Annotated in this window: 17 protein-coding genes; 14 read left to right on the top strand and 3 right to left on the bottom strand. The window is 45.7% G+C overall.

The genetic code is table 11. The features are described 5' to 3' along the window. Positions 1 to 5: 5 nt before the first annotated feature. Positions 6 to 1,469, bottom strand: coding sequence for a TolC family protein (locus BT_RS19710; RefSeq protein ID WP_008764161.1), 1,464 nt, complete (start codon positions 1,467 to 1,469; stop codon positions 6 to 8). 236 nt (positions 1,470 to 1,705) lie between these two features. Between BT_RS19710 and BT_RS19715 the strand changes: the two genes are divergently transcribed. The 5 genes from BT_RS19715 to BT_RS19735 are packed head-to-tail and all read left to right on the top strand — an operon-like array spanning position 1,706 to position 8,978. Continuing rightward, entirely contained in the window at positions 1,706 to 3,034 is a 1,329-nt protein-coding gene (locus tag BT_RS19715; protein ID WP_011109014.1) for an SWIM zinc finger family protein, read from the top strand. Next, the gene (locus tag BT_RS19720) at positions 3,021 to 4,496 is read left to right on the top strand and encodes a DUF5691 domain-containing protein (RefSeq protein ID WP_011109015.1); all 1,476 of its coding nucleotides are present in this window, start codon (positions 3,021 to 3,023) and stop codon (positions 4,494 to 4,496) included. Before BT_RS19715 ends, BT_RS19720 begins: the two co-directional genes overlap by 14 nt. 18 nt (positions 4,497 to 4,514) lie before the next feature. Continuing rightward, positions 4,515 to 5,594, top strand: coding sequence for an ATP-binding protein (locus BT_RS19725; RefSeq protein WP_008760828.1), 1,080 nt, complete (start codon positions 4,515 to 4,517; stop codon positions 5,592 to 5,594). A 14-nt stretch (positions 5,595 to 5,608) separates the two neighbouring features. Next, positions 5,609 to 7,837: a DUF5682 family protein gene (locus BT_RS19730; protein WP_011109016.1), complete on the top strand. Its 2,229-nt coding sequence runs from the start codon at positions 5,609 to 5,611 to the stop codon at positions 7,835 to 7,837. A 10-nt stretch (positions 7,838 to 7,847) separates the two neighbouring features. Next, positions 7,848 to 8,978 carry a vWA domain-containing protein gene (locus BT_RS19735; RefSeq protein WP_010536536.1) on the top strand — a complete coding sequence of 377 codons (1,131 nt, stop codon included), beginning with the start codon at positions 7,848 to 7,850 and terminating at the stop codon, positions 8,976 to 8,978. An 87-nt stretch (positions 8,979 to 9,065) separates the two neighbouring features. Here BT_RS19735 and mdh read toward each other — a convergent pair whose 3' ends face one another. Further along, positions 9,066 to 10,007: a malate dehydrogenase gene (gene mdh, locus BT_RS19740; RefSeq protein WP_008760830.1), complete on the bottom strand. Its 942-nt coding sequence runs from the start codon at positions 10,005 to 10,007 to the stop codon at positions 9,066 to 9,068. Positions 10,008 to 10,190: 183 nt separating this feature from the next. On the opposite strand from mdh, the gene BT_RS19745 reads away from it, so the two are divergent. The 5 genes from BT_RS19745 (at position 10,191) to BT_RS19765 (ending at position 15,135) form a co-directional block, all read left to right on the top strand. Next, positions 10,191 to 11,063 (top strand): hypothetical protein, encoded by an 873-nt coding sequence (locus BT_RS19745; RefSeq protein ID WP_008764168.1) that lies wholly within the window; start codon positions 10,191 to 10,193, stop codon positions 11,061 to 11,063. A 108-nt stretch (positions 11,064 to 11,171) separates the two neighbouring features. Continuing rightward, on the top strand, positions 11,172 to 11,747 hold the full coding sequence (locus tag BT_RS19750) for a DUF5034 domain-containing protein (RefSeq protein WP_225011807.1): 576 nt from the start codon (positions 11,172 to 11,174) through the stop codon (positions 11,745 to 11,747). An 11-nt stretch (positions 11,748 to 11,758) separates the two neighbouring features. After that, positions 11,759 to 12,661 carry a hypothetical protein gene (locus BT_RS19755; RefSeq protein WP_011109018.1) on the top strand — a complete coding sequence of 301 codons (903 nt, stop codon included), beginning with the start codon at positions 11,759 to 11,761 and terminating at the stop codon, positions 12,659 to 12,661. A 782-nt stretch (positions 12,662 to 13,443) separates the two neighbouring features. Further along, on the top strand, positions 13,444 to 14,394 hold the full coding sequence (locus BT_RS19760) for a tyrosine-type DNA invertase cluster 3b (protein ID WP_010536539.1): 951 nt from the start codon (positions 13,444 to 13,446) through the stop codon (positions 14,392 to 14,394). Positions 14,395 to 14,943: 549 nt separating this feature from the next. Then, positions 14,944 to 15,135 (top strand): hypothetical protein, encoded by a 192-nt coding sequence (locus BT_RS19765; protein ID WP_008764174.1) that lies wholly within the window; start codon positions 14,944 to 14,946, stop codon positions 15,133 to 15,135. A 308-nt stretch (positions 15,136 to 15,443) separates the two neighbouring features. On the opposite strand, the gene BT_RS19770 is transcribed toward BT_RS19765, so the two are convergent. Then, positions 15,444 to 16,352 carry an NAD kinase gene (locus tag BT_RS19770; RefSeq protein ID WP_008760837.1) on the bottom strand — a complete coding sequence of 303 codons (909 nt, stop codon included), beginning with the start codon at positions 16,350 to 16,352 and terminating at the stop codon, positions 15,444 to 15,446. Between the two features lie 112 nt (positions 16,353 to 16,464). Here BT_RS19770 and BT_RS19775 point away from each other — a divergent pair, with 112 nt between their 5' ends. From BT_RS19775 to BT_RS19790, 4 genes are read left to right on the top strand one after another with little or no spacing between them, the layout of a single operon-like run. Further along, positions 16,465 to 17,178 carry a pyridoxine 5'-phosphate synthase gene (locus BT_RS19775; RefSeq protein ID WP_008760838.1) on the top strand — a complete coding sequence of 238 codons (714 nt, stop codon included), beginning with the start codon at positions 16,465 to 16,467 and terminating at the stop codon, positions 17,176 to 17,178. After that, complete coding sequence (locus BT_RS19780; protein WP_008760839.1) at positions 17,178 to 17,897, top strand: MotA/TolQ/ExbB proton channel family protein; 720 nt, start codon at positions 17,178 to 17,180, stop codon at positions 17,895 to 17,897. The genes BT_RS19775 and BT_RS19780 overlap by 1 nt, the downstream gene beginning before the upstream one ends. Positions 17,898 to 17,942: 45 nt before the next feature. Next, the gene (locus BT_RS19785; protein ID WP_008760840.1) at positions 17,943 to 18,359 is read left to right on the top strand and encodes an ExbD/TolR family protein; all 417 of its coding nucleotides are present in this window, start codon (positions 17,943 to 17,945) and stop codon (positions 18,357 to 18,359) included. A gap of 42 nt (positions 18,360 to 18,401) precedes the next feature. After that, positions 18,402 to 19,280 carry a TonB family protein gene (locus tag BT_RS19790; RefSeq protein ID WP_008760841.1) on the top strand — a complete coding sequence of 293 codons (879 nt, stop codon included), beginning with the start codon at positions 18,402 to 18,404 and terminating at the stop codon, positions 19,278 to 19,280. Positions 19,281 to 19,287 lie beyond the last annotated feature (7 nt).

Genomic DNA, 19,287 nt, shown 5'->3' on the forward strand with positions numbered 1-19,287 from the left:
GTCCATTATTTCAGCGTTCCCAAAGACTTCTTCAGATAAATCTCCGTCAGCTTCACGTCGATTTGTGCGTCAATCTTTTCCGATTGGGCGGACAGCCATGCCGTTTGTGCTTCCAGGACATTGCTGGTGGCAATGACCCCTTCTTTGAAGCCTAAGGTGGCATAACGGAGATTTTCGTCAGCCTTTTCCATATTCTTGGTTGCCATTACCAGTTTTTTGCTGGCTTCCTTTACTTTAAAAGCGGATTGGTTAACTTGCAATTCGATCTTTTCTCTCGCATCCTGAAGCTGATATTGTGCGATTCGTGCTTCTGCCTTGGCGGCTTTGGTCTTGTAAATGCCTTCCCCCCAATGCCAGATAGGTATCTGTACCATAACGCCCACATTCCACATTCCTTTGAATTTATTCTCAAAGCTGTTGAATACGGAAGGATTGGTCACCATATAATTTCCCATCAACGCAATGGACGGAAGATGTTCGGCGCGGGTAACATTTATTTTCTGTTTATAAATCTGAGTAGCCAGTTCAAGGCTGCGTATCTCCGGACGGTTGGCGTAAGCGGTGGACATGTCGAAGTGGGTCTCCGGTGTGAGCAGTGGAATGTCCTCCATATTTTCGTCTGCCAACGTGATAGGAGAGCTGAGATCAATGCCACATAGTTGACACAACAACATTCGGGCCAGGCTTAATCCGTCTTCCACTTTAGTCAGTGTCATTTCCGCTTCGTTGACTTTCACACGCACGGACAAACCGTCGGCTTTTGTGGCAACTCCTTCGGCAATCATCTTTTCCACATCGCTGTCCAGCTGCTGCAAAAGTTTGAGATAGCCTTCGGCCAGTTTCTTCTTGTTCACTAAGGATATGACTTGCCAGTAAGCCTGGTCAGTGCTCATGATAACCTCCTGCATGCCTCCTTGATGTTGCTGTTGCGCTAATTCTTCGGCATACTTTGTGATTTTATTATATGCACGGATTTTGCCGCCCATGTATAATGGCTGTGTCAGCGTGATGGCACCTGCATATACATTTCTTGTATCTGTGCGGAGCGCATCCACCAGTGAGTTTCCTGCCTGGTCGAGGGCGGGTAAGGCAGCTCCTAACTTTTCACTTAAAGAAGCGATAAGCGGTCTCAACTCCGGGTGTGCGGTAGCAATCTCTGTAGCCGTCTGTTGTATCGGACCGGCCAAATTGGTCCCCAATCCCGAAAGCGCCGCTTTCTGGTCATTGTTCAATAATGAAAATTCTTTTTGATTTCTCATGTAAGTTCCCGTAGCCGAGAAACTGGGCAGGTAGTTGGTAAATGCAGCTTTGTGCTGATAATGAGCGGCATTTATTTTTTCATTGCTTATCAACAGATCTTTGTTGTTGGCAAGAGCTAATGCGCGGCAACTATCTAGGCTTAGGAAGCTTTGCGCTTTTACTATAAAAGTCAGGCTCAACAGAATTGTCAGAAGAAATAGTTTTTTCATCGCATCTTACATATTAATAAGGTGATACTTCTTTTTTAAATAACCCCGTTATCATATAAATTGTTTATTGAGATAGTTCATTTTTTTATACTTGTTGACTTAAACAATAATTGCATAAACAACGATGCAAATGTATGTGCTTTCTGTGAAAACGCAAAATGAATTAGCTTTTTTTAAATGCTTCTCTTTGGAAAATATGCTATACTTGCATTTTGAAACATGATAAACATACTATAATGTTATTAAATCTGACAGAAGAACAAATCGCTCAACTCGCTCCGGACGCTGCGTCTGTCAAAGCAGGAAAAGGGCTGGCGAACCGGACTAAGTGGGTACTTCTGGAGCATAGTGACCGCGCCATCTGGGGACACTGCCAAGGAAGTGGAAAAACGCCTTATCAAACAGTAGTTGATACAAAGAATATTGCATTCAAATGTTCTTGTCCCAGCCGTAAGTTTCCGTGTAAACATGGGTTGGGGCTTTTATTTATGTATGCTTCCCATGCTGATCTTTTCAAGGAAGCGGAGGAACCGGACTGGGTAACGGCATGGCTCTCCAAACGTGAAGAGAAGGCGGAGAAGAAAGAGCAGAAAGAGAAATCGGAAACTCCGGTGGATGAAGCGGCACAGGCCAAGAGGCAGGCCGTGCGTCATCAGAAGGTATTGGCCGGAATTGATGATCTTCAGATCTGGATGAAAGACTTGCTCCGCAACGGGCTGCTGAATATCCCGGAAAGAGCACATACACTATTTGAACCCATATCCCGCAGGATGATTGATGCACAGGCCGGCGGATTGGCGGGCAGGTTACGATCGCTACAGGAAATCAATTACTATACAGACAGTTGGAAATATGAGCTTACCGACAAATTGAGTAAACTGTATCTTCTGACAGAAAGTTATAAGAATCTGGATTCTCTTTCTGCTGAGTGGCAAACGGAAATCCGTATTCAGGTTGGATATCCGCAGGCGAAGGAAGAAGTGATGTCCGGCGTACCGGTGACAGACCAATGGATCGTTTTGCATACCAGAAGCCGAAAAATAAATGAGCTGCGGACAGAAACTTTCTGGTTGTACGGGAAGTCCAGTCACCGTATGGCCCTCTATTTAAACTTTCTGGCTCCCGGAGCGTTGCCGGAATTTAATCTGGTTCCCGGCGGTGTCTATGAAGGAGAGTTGTATTTTTATCAGGGTGTTGGTGCCTTGCGTGCCTTGCCCAAAAACATGAAATGGCTGGATAATACCTTCCTGCCTTCATTGTGTGCCGATATACCGGTTGCCATGCAATCTTACAGAGCAGTTATACAGACTCATCCGTTTGCGGAGGAAGTTCCTCTCTTGGTGGACAATGTCAGACTGGTAACAAGCGGAAATACGCACTATCTACAGGATGCCGGAGGCGTGGCTGTTCCGGTGCATATTGAAGAGACTGCACGTGTTGATATACTGGCTATAACAGGCGGAAAACCCTTCTCGGCTTTTTTGCTGGCAGACGCCGTTTCCTGTGAATTGAAAACAATCTGGTATCAATCTGAATTTTATTTTTGGAAAGATGAACTTAACTGATCATATCATCAATGTGGCATTGCTTGGCACTGCCACCCGTGAACTGATAACGACTGATTTTCCGGAAGAGTTGCAAGAAACTCTCCGCGACATTCAGGCGAAAGCAGAGGATGCGGAAGCTCTCTTCTATCAGCAGTCCGCTTTGGGCTTTGCCTTTGCACGTGCCGGAGTGGAAGCGCAATCCATTGCAGGAGTTGTCAATGTGACAGAAGCTCCGGAAGAAGACAAATCTTACTTCCTCCGTGAAGTGGGAGAGTTGCTTACTTCCCTGTATCTCAATAAAAATCAGTATCTTTTGCTGTATGCTTACCGGAAAGCTGCCGATAAAGGAAAATTGATCCCTCCTGCCTATCTGCAAACTTTATTGCGAAGAGCTTTTGACCGGAATAATCCCTACAGGTATGAGGAACAGCACTGGCTGTCTCTGCTGACAGGGCAAAGAGGACGTTGGCTTCTTCCGCAAATGGGATTTCCTGTATGGGGAGAATCCGGCAACGAAACTTGGGAAACCGCCTCTCACGAAGAACGGAAACGAATGTTGTCCAATCTGCGGAAAAATAGTCCGAAGCAGGGGCTTGCCTTATTGCAGACCGAACTGAAGAATGAGTCGGCTGCCCATCGGGATGAACTGATTCAGTGTTTGCGGTGGGGGTTGAGTAAATCAGACGAAGCATTCCTGCAAGAGATCGTGGCGACCGACCGGAGCAGTAATGTCAAAGAAACGGCCCGGCGATTATTGTGTAGCCTGCCGGACTCCGAACTGGTGAAAATATACGAAGAATTATTGCGGGGGAAATTACATTTCAATTTCCTTTTGGGATGGTCGTATGATAAGATTGAATTTACCCCTGAAATGAAGAAACTGGGACTTGAAGAGGTGAGTTCCAATAAAAACGAGAAGGATGATCGTTTCTTGTTACGCCAGTTGGCGGAACGTGTTCCATTAAGTTTCTGGAGTGAGTTTTATGACTGTCCGCCGGAGAAGGCTGCCGGCAAACTGGCGAAGAACCCTCCTTTTCAGAAACTGTTCGACCTGTCAAAACCGATCCTGAATTTCAGCGACTCCGGTTGGGCATATCATACCTTGAAGGAGAATGCGGATGAAAAAATGGCGGACGCGTTGATGGGGTTATTGCCTTCCTCCCAACGGGAGGAAATAGCTTTTCAGTCGGAGAGAGGCGGCTATATTCCGGATAGCTGGTTCAACGAAGACGGCATCGGATGGGGAATGAAATTCTCCACTCGTGTATTCCAGCGGATGCTTCGGAATAATTACTATCTTCCTAAGGAGACAGCCGAACAACTGGCATTATACTTCCCGTCCGAGATGAGAAAACCCATCGAACAGACAGCGCTTGCAATGGCCGCACAGGATAATAATACCTCCACTCGTTTTTGCCGGTTGATGATGGAATACATGGATTTGAAGCAGAGAATAGATACCTTATTAAATAATGATTAATAAAAACAGAAAAAAGATATGAGCACTTTATTAAGACAACATGCTGAACAGCAATTTGCAGAAGAACTTCACGAGTTGAAACAGAATGAAACAAATCCCGTTCCGGAGAATTGGGAGATGTCTCCGCAGTCAGTGGTTACCTACCTGATGGGCGGTAAATTGAAAAACGGATTTGAAGTTTCTCCTAAATATATAGGTAACCGTCGTCTGATGGAAATAGCTGTGGCAACCCTTGTCACCGACCGTGCGCTACTACTTTACGGACTGCCCGGAACTGCAAAAAGCTGGGTGAGCGAGCATATTGCCGCTGCTATTTCCGGTGATTCCACTTTGATAGTGCAGGGGACGGCCGGCACCGGTGAAGAAGCGATCCGTTATGGGTGGAACTATGCCCGTTTGCTGGCGGAAGGTCCGAGTGTGGGGGCATTGGTGCAAACTCCGGTAATGAAAGCTATGCAGGAAGGTAAGATAGGCCGTATTGAGGAGCTGACACGCATCGGTTCCGATGTGCAGGATACACTGATCACCATTCTTTCTGAAAAGACATTGCCCATCCCGGAGCTGAATACAGAAGTACAGGCAATCCGCGGTTTCAATATCATCGCTACTGCTAATAATCGGGATAAGGGAGTCAATGATCTGTCAAGCGCCTTGAAGCGCCGTTTCAATACGGTCATTCTTCCCTTGCCGGATTCTATTGATGAAGAAATAGATATTGTGCGCCGACGGGTAGAGAGCTTTGAGAAAGTAATGCAGCTCCCGGCTGAGAAGCCTGCTCTGGAGGAGATTCGCCGTGTCGTTACTATCTTCCGTGAACTTCGTCAGGGTGCTACTGCTGACGGTAAGACGAAACTGAAGACTCCGAGCGGAACGCTTAGCACGGCAGAGGCTATTTCGGTGGTAAACAATGGACTGGCGATGGCAGGTTATTTCGGTGACGGAGAAATTCATGCCGAAGATCTCGTATCCGGTATTTTGGGGGCAGTGGTCAAAGACCCCGTACAGGATAAAGTCGTTTGGCAGGAATATATGGAAACGGTCGTGAAGAATCGGGATGGCTGGAAAGATATTTACCGTGCTTCAAGGGATATGATTTAAAAAGAAAGGAAGAAATGGCTATTCATTTACTAGGCATCAGGCATCACGGTCCCGGCTCGTGCCGCAATGTGCTGAACTACTTGCAGGAACTGCAACCGGATCTGATTCTGGTAGAAGGTCCGGCAGAAGCTGAAGCGCTGCTGCCCTGTGTGGAAAATCCGCAGATGACGCCTCCGGTAGCTTTGCTGGCATACCAGCCGGACGAGCCTCAGAATGCAGTGTTCTACCCTTTTGCGGAGTTCTCGCCCGAGTGGCAGGCGATACGTTATGCCGTACAGAACCGGATACCTTTCCGCTTTTTCGACTTGCCTCTGATCTATTCGCTGGCTCTTCGGACACAAAAGACCTCTGAACAGGAGACGGAAACGACCGCTGAAGTCGCAGAAGCCGGCGACCCGTTCGACTGGCTGGCTCATGCCGCAGGATTTACCGATGGTGAATCCTGGTGGGAAACTATGATTGAACACCGGCAAGAACCTGCCGATATCTTTCAGGCGGTACAAGAGGCTGTGACTGCTCTTCGGGAAGAACTTCCGGGGCACACCTCTCCGCGTGACCTGATACGTGAAGCGTGGATGCGTAAAATGATACGTGCGGCACAGAAGGAGAATTTCGAACGCATTGTCGTCGTCTGTGGTGCATGGCATGTACCCGCTCTGGACGATATGCCCAAAGTAAAGGACGATAATGAACTACTGAAGGGACTTCCCAAAGTCAAGGTAGAATGTACATGGATTCCGTGGACGTATGACCGGCTTGCTTTCCGCAGCGGGTACGGTGCGGGAATCGAATCTCCGGGCTGGTATCATTATCTCTGGCATCATCCGGAGGATGATGGCACGCTTTGGGTGAGCCGGATCGCCTCTCTGTTGCGGCAGAAGAATATGGATATCTCGGTAGCCCATGTTATTGAAACCGTCCGTCTGGCACAGGTGACGGCTGCTTTGAGAGATCTGCCTTATCCTTCTCTGAATGAATATAACGAAGCCGTCACTACGGTGATGGGTTTCGGAGATGATATATTGTTGCAGATTATCAAAGAAGAACTGATCATCAGCAACCGCTTGGGAAGTGTACCTGATGACGTTCCCAAAGTGCCTCTGCTGGTAGACGTGGAGAAAATACAAAAACGTCTGCGTGTTCCGTTCACCGCCGAGATCAAAGAACTGATATTAGACCTCCGCAAGCCGAACGATCTGGAGCGAAGTATCTTCTTCCATCGCCTGCAACTGCTGGGCATTGACTGGACTATCCTCGGACGGATAGACGGGAAAGGTACTTTCAAGGAAAAATGGACCTTGTATCACAAACCGGAACAGATCATCCAAATCATTGAACGGGCTATCTGGGGAAACACGGTGATGGAAGCTACGCAGAAATATCTGTTGAAACAGATGGCGGAGATTCAGCATATCCCGGAACTGACAGCTTTGTTGAGTACGGTCCTCCCTGCCGATCTTCCGGCGCTGGTGGAAGCGATGACCGTACAGTTGGACCGTCTTTCGGCTGCTTCCACCGATATTCTGGAAATGATGGAAGCGGTCCCCGATCTGGTGAATATTGTCCGTTACGGAAACGTGCGTAACCTTGATTTCTCGAAGGTCGGTGATATGCTCGAAGCCATGATTGCCCGTATTCTTGCGGGTGGTGTATTGGTGTGTATCAATATCGATGAAGAGGCTGCGGGTGATCTTTTGAATAAATTGGTTGCCACGGACTATGCGCTCTCCATTCTGAATCGGGAAGAACTGAACCTGATGTGGCGCAATTTCATCGGTCAGGTACGTTCTTCTGCCAATGTGCATCCGTTGTTGTCCGGTTATGCTACCCGTCTGCTGAATGACAAAGGGGAAATCTCCGCAGAGGAGATGGAGACGACACTCAGTTTTTATTCTTCCGTTGGCAATGCTCCGGCAGATATGGCATACTGGTTCGAAGGCTTTTTGCGTTCATCCGGTTCGATCCTGTTGCTGGACGACCGTCTCTGGAATTTGGTGAATAACTGGGTATGTTCGCAGGACAAAGAAACATTTATGGAACTGTTGCCTGTATTGAGGCGTACTTTCAGCGAATTTACCTCTGCCGAACGTCGTAAGCTGGGTGAGAAAGCCCGTCGTACGGATTCTACGGGCACATCATCTGCCGTAGGAGCTTCGGTAACGGAGAATGAGTGTCTGAATCGGGAAGAAGCAAAGAAGGTAATCCCCGTGATTCGTCAATTATTGGGACTGGAAACAAAGTAAAGGAAAGAAGATGGAAGAAGAATTACTGAAAAGGTGGCGTCTGATACTGGGCGGCGATGAGGCTGACGGTACAGGCGTGACATTGAATCTGGAAGAACAGCGGATAGATCATTCTCTGGAAGCTGTATATGATAGTGACAGAAGAGGAGGGCTGGGTTCCTCGGCTCCCAAAGTAAGCCGATGGCTTGGAGATATCCGTGAGTTCTTTCCGCAGACGGTGGTACAAGTGATTCAGCGGGATGCCATAAAACGTCTGAATCTGACCAGTCTGCTTACCGAAAAAGAAATGCTGGAAACGGTCGTCCCCGATGTTCATCTGGTTGCCACCCTGATGTCGTTAAGCCGGGTGATTCCCGAAAAGAATAAGGAGATGGCACGTCAGGTAGTCCGCAAGGTGGTTGAGGAGTTGCTTCGCAAACTGTCGGCTCCTACGCAACAGGCGGTAACCGGTGCTTTGAACCGTTCCAGCCGTCGCAGGAACCCGCGTTACAATGAGATAGATTGGAAAACGACCATTACCAAGAACCTGAAAAACTACCAACCGGACTATAAGACGATTATTCCCGAAATCCGTATTGGCTACGGGCGTAAACGGAAAGCGATGAAAGATATTATCCTGTGTCTGGATCAAAGCGGTTCTATGGGGACGTCGGTCATTTATTCCGGCATATTCGGTTCTGTGTTGGCATCCATTCCGGCGGTATCTACCCGTATGGTGGTTTTTGATACGGCAGTCGTTGATCTGACGGATGATTTGCAAGATCCCGTGGATCTGCTTTTCGGGGTACAGCTCGGGGGAGGAACCGATATAGCCCGTGCGCTGACTTATTGTCAGGGAGTCATTACCCGTCCGCAGGACACGGTGATGGTGTTGGTGACTGACCTTTACGAAGGAGGAGACTCCAGAGAAATGAGAAAGAAATTTGTCTCGTTGGTCAATAGCGGTGTGCAGTTGATTGTCCTTCCGGCGTTGAACGATGACGGTGCTCCGTCCTATGACAAGGGGCATGCTGAGTTTCTCGCTTCCATAGGAGTGCCGACATTTGCCTGTACTCCGGATAAGTTTCCGGACCTTATGGCGGCTGCTTTGAGTAAACAGGACATTGGAATGTGGGTTTCTCAGAATGTAAAGAGTGAATGACAGCTATTGGATAGAAAAGAAAGAAGGCTGTCCCTCATAGCGGAGGACAGCCTTTCTTAGCTTATATAAATGTAAGGGGATTGCTAATTACAGAGCACCTACTTCTTTCAAAGCAGCGTTTGTTCCGTGAACAGCTTTTGCGCTGGCAGCGAACTTAGCTTTTTCGTCAGCGTTCAGATCCAGTTCGACGATCTTTTCGATACCGTTCTTGCCAAGGATTACAGGAACACCGATGCAAATGTCTGATTCACCGTATTCTCCTTCCAGATATACTGAACAAGGGATCATCTTCTTTTGGTCGTGAAGGATAGATTCAACTACGAATGCTCCTGCTGCACCCGGTGCATACCATGCAGAAGTGCCCAGTAACTTAGTCAGAGTAGCACCACCTACCATAGTAGCAGCAGCCACTTCGTTCAGTTTTTCTTCAGAGATGAAGTTAGTTACAGGCATACCTTTGTAAGTAGCGAAGCGAGTCAAAGGAATCATAGTAGTATCACCGTGACCACCGATAACCATACCTTCTACTTCGTTGGCGTTGCAGCCCAAAGCCTGAGACAAGAAATATTTGAAACGAGAGCTGTCCAGTGCGCCACCCATACCGATGATGCGGTTCTTCGGCAAGCCCAGAGCTTTCAATGACAGGTAAGTCATTGTATCCATCGGGTTAGAGATAACAACAAGGATTGCATTGGGAGAATATTTCAAGATGTTTTCTGCCACTGATTTAACGATACCAGCGTTTACACCGATCAGTTCTTCGCGAGTCATACCCGGTTTACGAGGAATACCTGAAGTAATTACAACAACGTCAGAGTTAGCAGTCTGAGCATAGTCGTTAGTGCAGCCTACTACAGTTGTGTCGAAACCCAACAGTTGAGCTGTCTGCATCATATCCATTGCTTTACCTTCTGAAACGCCTTCTTTAACGTCCAGCATTACTACTTCGTCTGCTACTTCATTGAAAGCAAGTACATTTGCACATGTAGCACCTACGTTACCTGCGCCTACTACGGTTACTTTTGACATAATACTATATATTTAAAAAGTTGATAATTTATTTCATGCTTTTTAGCGCGACAAAATTACAACGATAATCCTAATTAAAGAAATTTTTCCGTAATAATTTTCGTTAAAGAAAATGCCCAAGACTATGTTACTCTGTTACGAAATGATTACTTTTGTGCCCGTTATCGATTAACAATTGGAACTATGAACAAAAAAAGCCTTCTTATTGCAGCTGTAGCTGTTTTGGTGATAGCGATTATCGGCATCACTTATTTGTTGTTTACTGAAAAGAAAGCCAATCGCGAGCTGGTACAGGAATTTCAGTTGGATAAGGAAGATTTGGAGAATGAGTATAGCCAGTTTGTGCAAAAGTATGATGAGTTAAAGTTTACGGTAACTAATGACTCTCTCGCACTGTTGCTGGAGCAGGAACAATTGAAAACTCAACGATTGCTCGAAGAACTCCGTACCGTGAAAAGCTCGAATGCAACGGAAATCCGTCGTTTGAAAAAGGAGCTTGCCACTTTGCGTAAGATATTGGTAGGCTACGTCAATCAGATAGACTCACTGGACAGAATCAATAAGCGCCAGCAACAGGTGATTGCAGACGTTACTCAGAAATACAACACTGCTTCACAGCAAATCAGTACACTTTCCAAAGAAAAGGAGAATCTGGATAAGAAGGTGACACTGGCTGCCCAGCTCGATGTGACCAATATCCGTATCGAACCGCGCAATAAACGGGGGAAGGTTGCAAAGAAAGTGAAAGACATCGTGAAGCTGGCTATCAGCTTTACAGTCGTGAAGAATATTACGGCAGAGAATGGCGAACGTACCATCTATATACGTATCACCAAACCGGATAATGACGCACTGACCAAGAGTGCATCCAACACTTTCTCTTACGAAAACCGTACACTGACTTACTCCATCAAAAAGTATATCGAATACAACGGTGAGGAACAAAACGTGAATGTATTCTGGGATGTAGAAGAGTTTTTGTATGCCGGAAACTATCGTTTGGATATCTTCGAGGGCGGTAATCTGATCGGCTCTCAGAAGTTTACGCTGGACTAACCGATATAAATTCAAGAAAAAAATGCGCCAACAAGCAGTAAAAGGCTTTTTGGCGCATTTTTCTATTAGAAAAAGGTTAACTTTGTGAAAACTAATAGAATAATGCGTATGAAAAAGCACTTGACTCAGCTACTACTATCATTACTGTTTCTGGTGGTGACAGCCATGACTTGCGATGAACAGGATTTGGCTGAACCGATAGACATCTCCTGCATTTTGAAAGAAGTGGAGTTATATCATTGGGATAATGCAGGTGAGAAACCTAAGGAGGCTCTTGATAACAAAGTTCTCAAAGAAGCTTATATGATGGAGATTCGTTTGCTGACAGATGCGGGGGAAAAAGATCCGGAATCTTATGACACCGATCATTATCTTCGCCATGTATTATCGGATGGCATCAAAAAGATTCAGATATTTACGGAAACAGCTTTTAATGAAGAATTTCCCGCAGGAGCAGAAGTCACTTCCTGCTTTTATGACTATCCAAAGACGTTTGTTAAAGATCAGCAGACAGATTATACTGTTAATGGAGGGGTTATATCCATGATAGATGAAGTAAACAAGATATATAAGGCGTTATTGACCATTCCCCAATCAGGCGGAGAGTTCCGTTTTCGTGTAGTGCTGACAATGGAAAGCGGTGAAACGGTTGAACGGCTGAGCGATCCGGTTACTTTCTATTAAATCTGCTGTCTATGAAGAAAGTACATTTATTAGCCATGCTATTGTTTACTGCATGTGTTGTGCCTGTATCGCAGGCGCAGGAAAGCCTGTTTCTTAAAGATCCATCTACCAAGAATAAGTTGCTACAGTTAGACTTGGATGTGGGAACCTGTTTTGACCTGGCTTATCGGGGGAAGGGAAATATGTACACTGCAATGTCGGACCGGAAATCTGTGTTTCCTGCTATCAACCTTCGTTTGCAACATTTCTTTTCGCGTAAATGGGGATGGTATACGAATATCCGTTTGGGGATTCCCGTGAAATATAGGCGGGATTGTTATACTGAATTAGTCCATGCAGTCGAAGCGGATTACTATGTGAATAATCTCATACCGGGAACGCAAAAACCGGACGTTAATCCCTGTCTGGATTTTGGTGTTGCTTATCGCTTTGAAAATTCCCATTGGGCTTTTTATCCTCGTTTGGGGATTGGTGTGAATAGCATTTCCTATCAGCGTGTTTGTGCGGAACTAAAGAAAAAAGGAGGAAATGAATTATATAAGATAGAGTATAGAGGGGATGATGAAAGTAACTATGGTAGTGAGAGTATCGATGCTTTTATTCTTTCGGCAGGTATTACCGCCAACTATAAGCTCAGTCGAAATTGTTTTTTACTGTTGAATGTCAATTATATACAGCCATTGGGGAGATTTACTTATCGTAAATATGTAACAGACCTTTATACGGGAGAAAAGGTGGAGAGAGGAGTCTATAAAAGTTCTACATTCGCCCGTGATCTGAATGTAAGTGTCGGATTCGGATTCCCTTTTTATCTGGGAAGAAAGACTAATAGAAAATCATCGCATAGAGAAAGAACCAGGCAGCTGATGGAACAGAAACGGAAAACATACGGGTTGTTTCCGGGAAATAAGTAGCCATTTAATCATTTCTTTGCAATGATGAGCGAATAGAATTTAGCCTTTATACAAAGTTTGAAAAAGAAAAAACTCTGCCATTCACAACAATTGGATTAACATTCTTATGATATACTTACGTGTCAGCTAGTCTCTCTATAAAAATAAAAACTATAAATTGCTGTCATCTGTCACTTTGTTGGGTATAATATCTTGAATATGAGTGATTAATGAGGTGACGGCAGTAGGTGACGGCAGTGTGACGGCAAATTTTGCTGTCACACTGCCTTGTTTTCAATGGTTCCTTATGGTCTGTTTGTAGTTCTATATAGAGCTTTTTAGTTTCTCCCGTTTGAAACTTTTGTTTCTTCAGCTTGGAACTAAAGTTTCATCGGCTTGAAACTAAAGTTTCAAAGCCTTGAAACCAAAGTTTCGGACGCTTGAAAACATTGGTTCCAGCGTATGGAAACTAGTTATACTAGAGTGTATGATGTCAAAAGTCAATAGTAGCGAGTTCAGTGTAGTCGATGTGCGTGTGACGGCAATAGTTGTCATCACCGTGCCGTCACCTGTTGCCGTCACAGCGTTAAGCCTTGACTATGAGTGTGTTATTTATGTTTTTGTGATGGGTGACAGCAGTAATTGGATAAACAATACATAGAGAGAGGAGCCGGTTGATACATCTATTATAATGAGATTTGTCAGATTGATAATCGTTTAAGAGCTTTTTAGGTGCCTTAACGACAAAACAAGTGGCTGATTGTGTTATATTCCCTAAGTAACCAAATAAAAATAACAAGATTATGAAACAGAAAAGAGCTAAAATTGGATTTACCGGATGTGCCAAAGCGTATATCCGGAGTTTGCAGGAAGAAGGGCGCTATTCTACGGCACATGTGTATAAGAATGCGGTTCTTTCATTTACGAGATTTCATGGCAGTACGTATATTGCATTCGAGCAGATCACTCGCGAGTCTTTGCGACGTTACGGACAATACCTGTACGATTGCAAACTGAAACTCAATACGATCTCTACCTATATGCGAATGCTGCGCTGTATTTACAATCGTGGTGTGGAAGCTGGTATCGCCCGTTTTATCCCCCGATTGTTTCGTGATGTATATACCGGTGTGGATGTCCGGCAGAAAAAGGCAATGCCCGTAAAGGAACTGCATACACTTCTTTATAAAACACCCCAGTCTAAGCACTTGCGGCGTACTCAGGAGATTGCCCGACTGATGTTCCAGTTCTGCGGAATGCCTTTTGCGGATTTTGCGCATTTGGAAAAGTCGGCATTGGCACAAGGGGTATTGAGATATAACCGTATCAAGACAGGCACTTCTGTAAGTCTTGAGGTGCTGGAGTCATCTCTGCCCACGATCAGTAAACTTCGCAATAATGACCCTGTTCGGGAAGATGGAACGAATTATTTATTCAGTATTCTGAGAGGGAATAAAAGCCCAAAAGGTGAAAGCATGTATAAAGAATACCAGTCGGCGCTTCGTCGGTTCAATAATCAGCTGAAAAGTCTTTCAAGGGAACTTCACTTAAAGTCGGCTGTCACCTCATATACCATCCGCCATTCTTGGGCAACGAATGCCAAATACCAGGGTATACCTATTGAAATGATCAGTGAATCATTGGGACACAAATCTATTAAGACGACTCAAATCTACCTGAAAGGTTTTGAACTAGAAAAGAGAACAGAAGCAAATCGGTTGAATTGTTTTTACGTTGAAAACTGCAATAATTAGAATAGAATATAATCAGAGTGCTGGCTATTAGTGTGTTATCATGTCTATTACTTCTTGGGTAACGGAAATAAATACGACGCAAAGATATATAAAAAGAATCTCATATCCCAAACTTATTATACATTATTTTATTTCTCTGACTTAAGAAAATAAAATAACACTATGAGAACACGAATACCACTGACTTCATGTTCCGAACCCTTATTGTTTGTCATCCGACAAAATCTCCTTCATAACCCTTTTATACAGTGCTTCTCGCAAAGGCCGCTGCCTTTTTCGCTTCTTTTCCCCTATGTGTAAAGTCCGGTAATGGACTTCCGTTACCTAAGAAGTAATAGATAAATGTAAGTAGTAAATTGTGACACGCAATTCAAACAACAAGCTCATTTTGCATGCCTTCTATTTACTTTGGTTCTGAATTTATCCATTGGGATATATGCTTGCAAAGGTACACACACAGTGACAAAATAAAGAGAATGAACATTGCTTCGATGTGGGCAATGTCTTAAAAAGGGTTTTTAGTTTACTTATTTAAAAGTAAAAGAAGAAATGGAAAGTTTATGGAAAGTCTGGTTCTCCAGAAGGAGAAAGGTGTATGTTCGGATAGCCCGTCAATATGGTTCCACTCCGTGGCGGGTGTATTATTTAGGACATGGAGGCAGGTGCAGGTCGCTCAAAGACATGCAGATATTGGAAGCGTTACAGCGGCAGGGAGTTATTTCGCATATTTACCCTTGGTGATAATTGACTGAAAAATACTTGAACATATTTAATTATGTGTCCGACAGAAATATGAATAATTATAAAATATGGGGTGAGATGTTTTTCTAAAAAGGTTACTGTGAAGTACCCGAACGGGGATAAACCCTTTATAGCATGTGTATGTTTCCCACAACATGCTTATTGCTTATATAAACGGAGTCTCTTGGATGCCCGTTTTATATAATTGTTTGTTTTTGTTTAAGTACATTCTGTCCTGGTGAGGAAGGATGTACTTTTTTATGCCCGAAGGTCCGGAATCAGATAGTTACGAAGGTCCGGTCGGAAGATCAGCGCCTTCCGTCCGCTCCCCACATCATCTTGCTGCGGAGGGTATCGAAGAAAATATGATTGAACCGTTTCACTACTTTTATACTGTAGTCTGCCCGGCGAATGGTCAGCTGAGTTGTCTCCTTGCACGTTTCGCTGCTGCCGTCGATGGCAACGAGGAAGTTATGGCTGCGGCTTTCCACGTCCAGCGTGATTTCCCAGTCGTCACGAATGACGATAGGACGGACGTTGAGGCTGTGCGGAGCTACCGGGGTAATGGCGATCGTATTGGAATGAGGAACGATGATCGGGCCGCCTACGCTTAATGAATACGCAGTAGAACCGGTAGGAGTGGCAATCACCAGTCCGTCTGCCTGATAAGTATTCAGATAAGCACCGTTGATCGCAGTGCGGATGCTGATCATGGAAGAACTGTCCCGCTTGAGCACCGCAATTTCGTTGAGGGCATAAGGCGACTCCTGGAGATTTCTGTCATTGCAGATAAGCTGCAATACACTTCGTTCCTCCACACTGTATCTGCCAGCCTGAATCTCTTCGAAAGTCACCTCCATCTCTTCGGGTGAAACATCGGCAAGAAATCCCAGCCGCCCTGTGTTGATGCCTAGAATGGGGATTTGTTTTCTACCCACCCGGCGGGCAGCTTTCAGAAATGTGCCGTCACCTCCGATGCTGATAACCATATCGGCTGTGAAGTCGTTGCCTTCGAGCAGGGCGTCGACAGGCACTTCCATTTTTAAATCTGCCGTCAGGAACTGGTAAAACTCCCGGCACATACAGATTTCCGCTCCCTGCTTCTTGAGAAGCTCGAACAGTCTGAGTGCATGCAAAGACTTTTTAGGCTGATACGTATTTCCGAAAATGGCAAATTTCATAAGCTGTTTCATTAGTTTCGGTTGCAAAATTGGCATTTTTTCTTGGATTTCTACTTTAAATAACCAAAAAAGAACTGAGAATGCGTTTCGTATTATTAGGCAACTAATAATAATATTTGTATTTTTGCGGCAAATATTGCGTAAAACTATGACTAAATTAAGTGTAAACATAAACAAGGTTGCTACATTGAGAAATGCACGCGGAGGGGATACCCCCAATGTGGTGAAGGTAGCACTTGATTGTGAAGCTTTCGGGGCTGACGGTATTACTGTTCATCCCCGTCCCGACGAACGCCACATCCGCCGGGCAGATGTATATGATCTGCGTCCGTTGTTGCGGACTGAATTCAATATCGAGGGCTACCCGTCGCCGGAGTTTATAGACCTGGTATTGAAAGTGAAACCTCATCAGGTGACGCTGGTTCCTGACGATCCTTCGCAGATTACTTCCAACTCCGGTTGGGATACAAAAGCAAATCTGGAATTTCTGTCGGAAGTTCTCGATCAGTTCAACAGCGCAGGCATCCGTACTTCCGTCTTTGTTGCCGCCGATCCGGAGATGGTGGAATATGCGGCAAAAGCAGGTGCCGACCGTGTGGAACTTTATACGGAACCCTATGCTACGGCATATCCGAAGAATCCGGAAGCGGCTGTTGCCCCATTTGTGGAAGCAGCCAAAACAGCCCGCAAACTGGGTATCGGCTTGAACGCCGGACACGACTTGAGTCTTGTGAATTTAAACTATTTCTATAAAAACATTCCTTGGGTGGACGAAGTATCCATAGGTCATGCCTTGATCAGCGACGCATTGTATCTGGGACTGGAACGTACTATTCAGGAATATAAAAACTGTCTACGCTAATGAATGTATTGATGTTATTGGCCCAGGGTGCCATGAATATGGCCGACTCGCTGGCAACTGCCAACCCGGTGCTGACTCCGGTCAGCGCTCCCGAGATGAATATGCTTGATATGGCTATCAAGGGTGGTTGGATTATGATTGTACTGGGTGTACTGTCTGTAGTCTGTTTCTACATCTTATTTGAACGTAACTATATGATCCGTAAAGCGGGAAAAGAAGACCCGATGTTCATGGAACGGATCAAGGATTATATCCATAGCGGTGAAATCAAAGCGGCTATCCAGTATTGCCGCACGATGAACACTCCTTCGGCACGCATGATTGAAAAAGGAATCAGCCGTCTGGGACGTCCCATCAACGATGTGCAGGTTGCCATTGAAAATGTCGGTAATCTGGAAGTAGCCAAACTGGAAAAAGGCCTGACCGTCATGGCAACAATCTCCGGTGGTGCTCCGATGCTCGGATTCCTCGGTACGGTGACCGGTATGGTACGCGCATTCTACGAAATGGCGAATGCGGGAAGCGGAAACATCGATATAACCTTGCTTTCCGGCGGTATCTACGAAGCCATGATCACCACCGTAGGCGGTCTGATCGTGGGTATCATTGCCATGTTTGCTTACAACTACCTGGTGATGCTGGTAGACCGTGTAGTAAACAAAATGGAAGCTCGTACGATGGAATTTATGGATCTCTTGAACGAGCCTGCCCAAAAGTAACCCTGAGACGTTAATCACTATCATTAACCACTAATCAATAATAAAGTGGGATTAAAAAGAAGAAATAGAGTATCGCCCAATTTCAGTATGGCATCCATGACGGACGTCATCTTCCTGCTGCTGATATTCTTTATGATTACCTCTACGGTGGTGTCGCCCAATGCCATAAAGGTGTTGTTGCCGCAAGGCAAACAGCAGACTTCGGCCAAACCGCTGACAAGAGTCGTGATCGATAAAGACCTGAACTTCTACGCTGCTTTCGGCAATGAGAAGGAAAAGCCGCTGTCGTTGGACGAACTGACTCCGTTCCTGCAAGGTTGCGCGGAGAAAGAACCGGAGATGTATGTGGCATTGTATGCAGATGAGTCGGTGCCTTACCGTGAAATCGTGCGGGTGCTGAACATTGCGAATGAGAATCATTTTAAAATGGTGCTGGCTACACGCCCGCCGGAAAACAAATAAAGTAAGTAGTTGCTACTTAACTACTAAAAAAAAGAAACAATTATGGACGACAGAAGAAAAAAGGGTGAATTCGTCGGCGCGCTGGGTGCACTGTTGGTACACGTGGCAGTGATAGCTCTTTTGATTCTGGTGAGCTTTACGGTTCCCCAGCCGGATGAAGACGCAGGCGGCGTACCTGTGATGCTGGGAAATGTGGAGTCTGCCCGAGGCTTTGACGACCCTTCGCTGGTGGACGTGGATATACTGCCCGAAGAACCGGAAGCACCTGCACCTGCGGAAACGCAGCCGGAACTGCCCTCGGAACAGGATCTGCTGACACAGACCGAAGAAGAAACGGTAGTGCTGAAACCGAAAACGGAACCTAAAAAGGAGACCGTGAAACCCAAAGAGGTAGTGAAGCCCAAAGAACCGGTGAAGAAACCCGAAAAGACAGAGGCGGAGAAAGCTGCCGAAGCGAAACGTCTTGCCGAAGAAAAAGCGGAACGTGAACGGAAAGCCGCCGAAGAAGCTGCGAAGAAAAAGGTTGCCAACGCTTTCGGAAAGGGAGCGCAGATGGGAGGCAGCAAAGGTACTTCCGCCAGCGGCACGGGAACAGAAGGCAGCAAGGACGGCAATTCATCCACCGGAGCGAAGACCGGAACCGGAGGTTACGGAACATTTGACCTCGGCGGACGTTCTTTAGGTACGGGCAGTCTGCCAAAGCCTGCCTATAATGTGCCCGAAGAAGGACGTGTGGTAGTCAATATCACCGTGAATCCGGCGGGAGTAGTCATTGGAACCAGTATCAATCCTCAAACGAACACCGTGAACTCCACCCTGCGGAAGGCAGCGGAAGACGCGGCGAAGAAGGCTCGCTTCAACACCGTGGAAGGACCGAACAACCAGACTGGAACCATCACTTATTATTTTAACCTGAGATAGTATCACT

Origin of the sequence: Bacteroides thetaiotaomicron VPI-5482 (genome assembly GCF_000011065.1) — a bacterium.
In the GTDB taxonomy this organism is placed as follows: domain Bacteria; phylum Bacteroidota; class Bacteroidia; order Bacteroidales; family Bacteroidaceae; genus Bacteroides; species Bacteroides thetaiotaomicron.

What these genes read in the sequence shown, in the direction of transcription:
- BT_RS19710 (WP_008764161.1), bottom strand. Translation starts at nt 1,469, where the DNA reads ATGAAAAAACTATTTCTTCTGACAATTCTGTTGAGCCTGACTTTTATA.
- BT_RS19715 (WP_011109014.1), top strand. Translation starts at nt 1,706, where the DNA reads ATGTTATTAAATCTGACAGAAGAACAAATCGCTCAACTCGCTCCGGAC.
- BT_RS19720 (WP_011109015.1), top strand. Translation starts at nt 3,021, where the DNA reads ATGAACTTAACTGATCATATCATCAATGTGGCATTGCTTGGCACTGCC.
- BT_RS19725 (WP_008760828.1), top strand. Translation starts at nt 4,515, where the DNA reads ATGAGCACTTTATTAAGACAACATGCTGAACAGCAATTTGCAGAAGAA.
- BT_RS19730 (WP_011109016.1), top strand. Translation starts at nt 5,609, where the DNA reads ATGGCTATTCATTTACTAGGCATCAGGCATCACGGTCCCGGCTCGTGC.
- BT_RS19735 (WP_010536536.1), top strand. Translation starts at nt 7,848, where the DNA reads ATGGAAGAAGAATTACTGAAAAGGTGGCGTCTGATACTGGGCGGCGAT.
- mdh (WP_008760830.1), bottom strand. Translation starts at nt 10,007, where the DNA reads ATGTCAAAAGTAACCGTAGTAGGCGCAGGTAACGTAGGTGCTACATGT.
- BT_RS19745 (WP_008764168.1), top strand. Translation starts at nt 10,191, where the DNA reads ATGAACAAAAAAAGCCTTCTTATTGCAGCTGTAGCTGTTTTGGTGATA.
- BT_RS19750 (WP_225011807.1), top strand. Translation starts at nt 11,172, where the DNA reads ATGAAAAAGCACTTGACTCAGCTACTACTATCATTACTGTTTCTGGTG.
- BT_RS19755 (WP_011109018.1), top strand. Translation starts at nt 11,759, where the DNA reads ATGAAGAAAGTACATTTATTAGCCATGCTATTGTTTACTGCATGTGTT.
- BT_RS19760 (WP_010536539.1), top strand. Translation starts at nt 13,444, where the DNA reads ATGAAACAGAAAAGAGCTAAAATTGGATTTACCGGATGTGCCAAAGCG.
- BT_RS19765 (WP_008764174.1), top strand. Translation starts at nt 14,944, where the DNA reads ATGGAAAGTTTATGGAAAGTCTGGTTCTCCAGAAGGAGAAAGGTGTAT.
- BT_RS19770 (WP_008760837.1), bottom strand. Translation starts at nt 16,352, where the DNA reads ATGCCAATTTTGCAACCGAAACTAATGAAACAGCTTATGAAATTTGCC.
- BT_RS19775 (WP_008760838.1), top strand. Translation starts at nt 16,465, where the DNA reads ATGACTAAATTAAGTGTAAACATAAACAAGGTTGCTACATTGAGAAAT.
- BT_RS19780 (WP_008760839.1), top strand. Translation starts at nt 17,178, where the DNA reads ATGAATGTATTGATGTTATTGGCCCAGGGTGCCATGAATATGGCCGAC.
- BT_RS19790 (WP_008760841.1), top strand. Translation starts at nt 18,402, where the DNA reads ATGGACGACAGAAGAAAAAAGGGTGAATTCGTCGGCGCGCTGGGTGCA.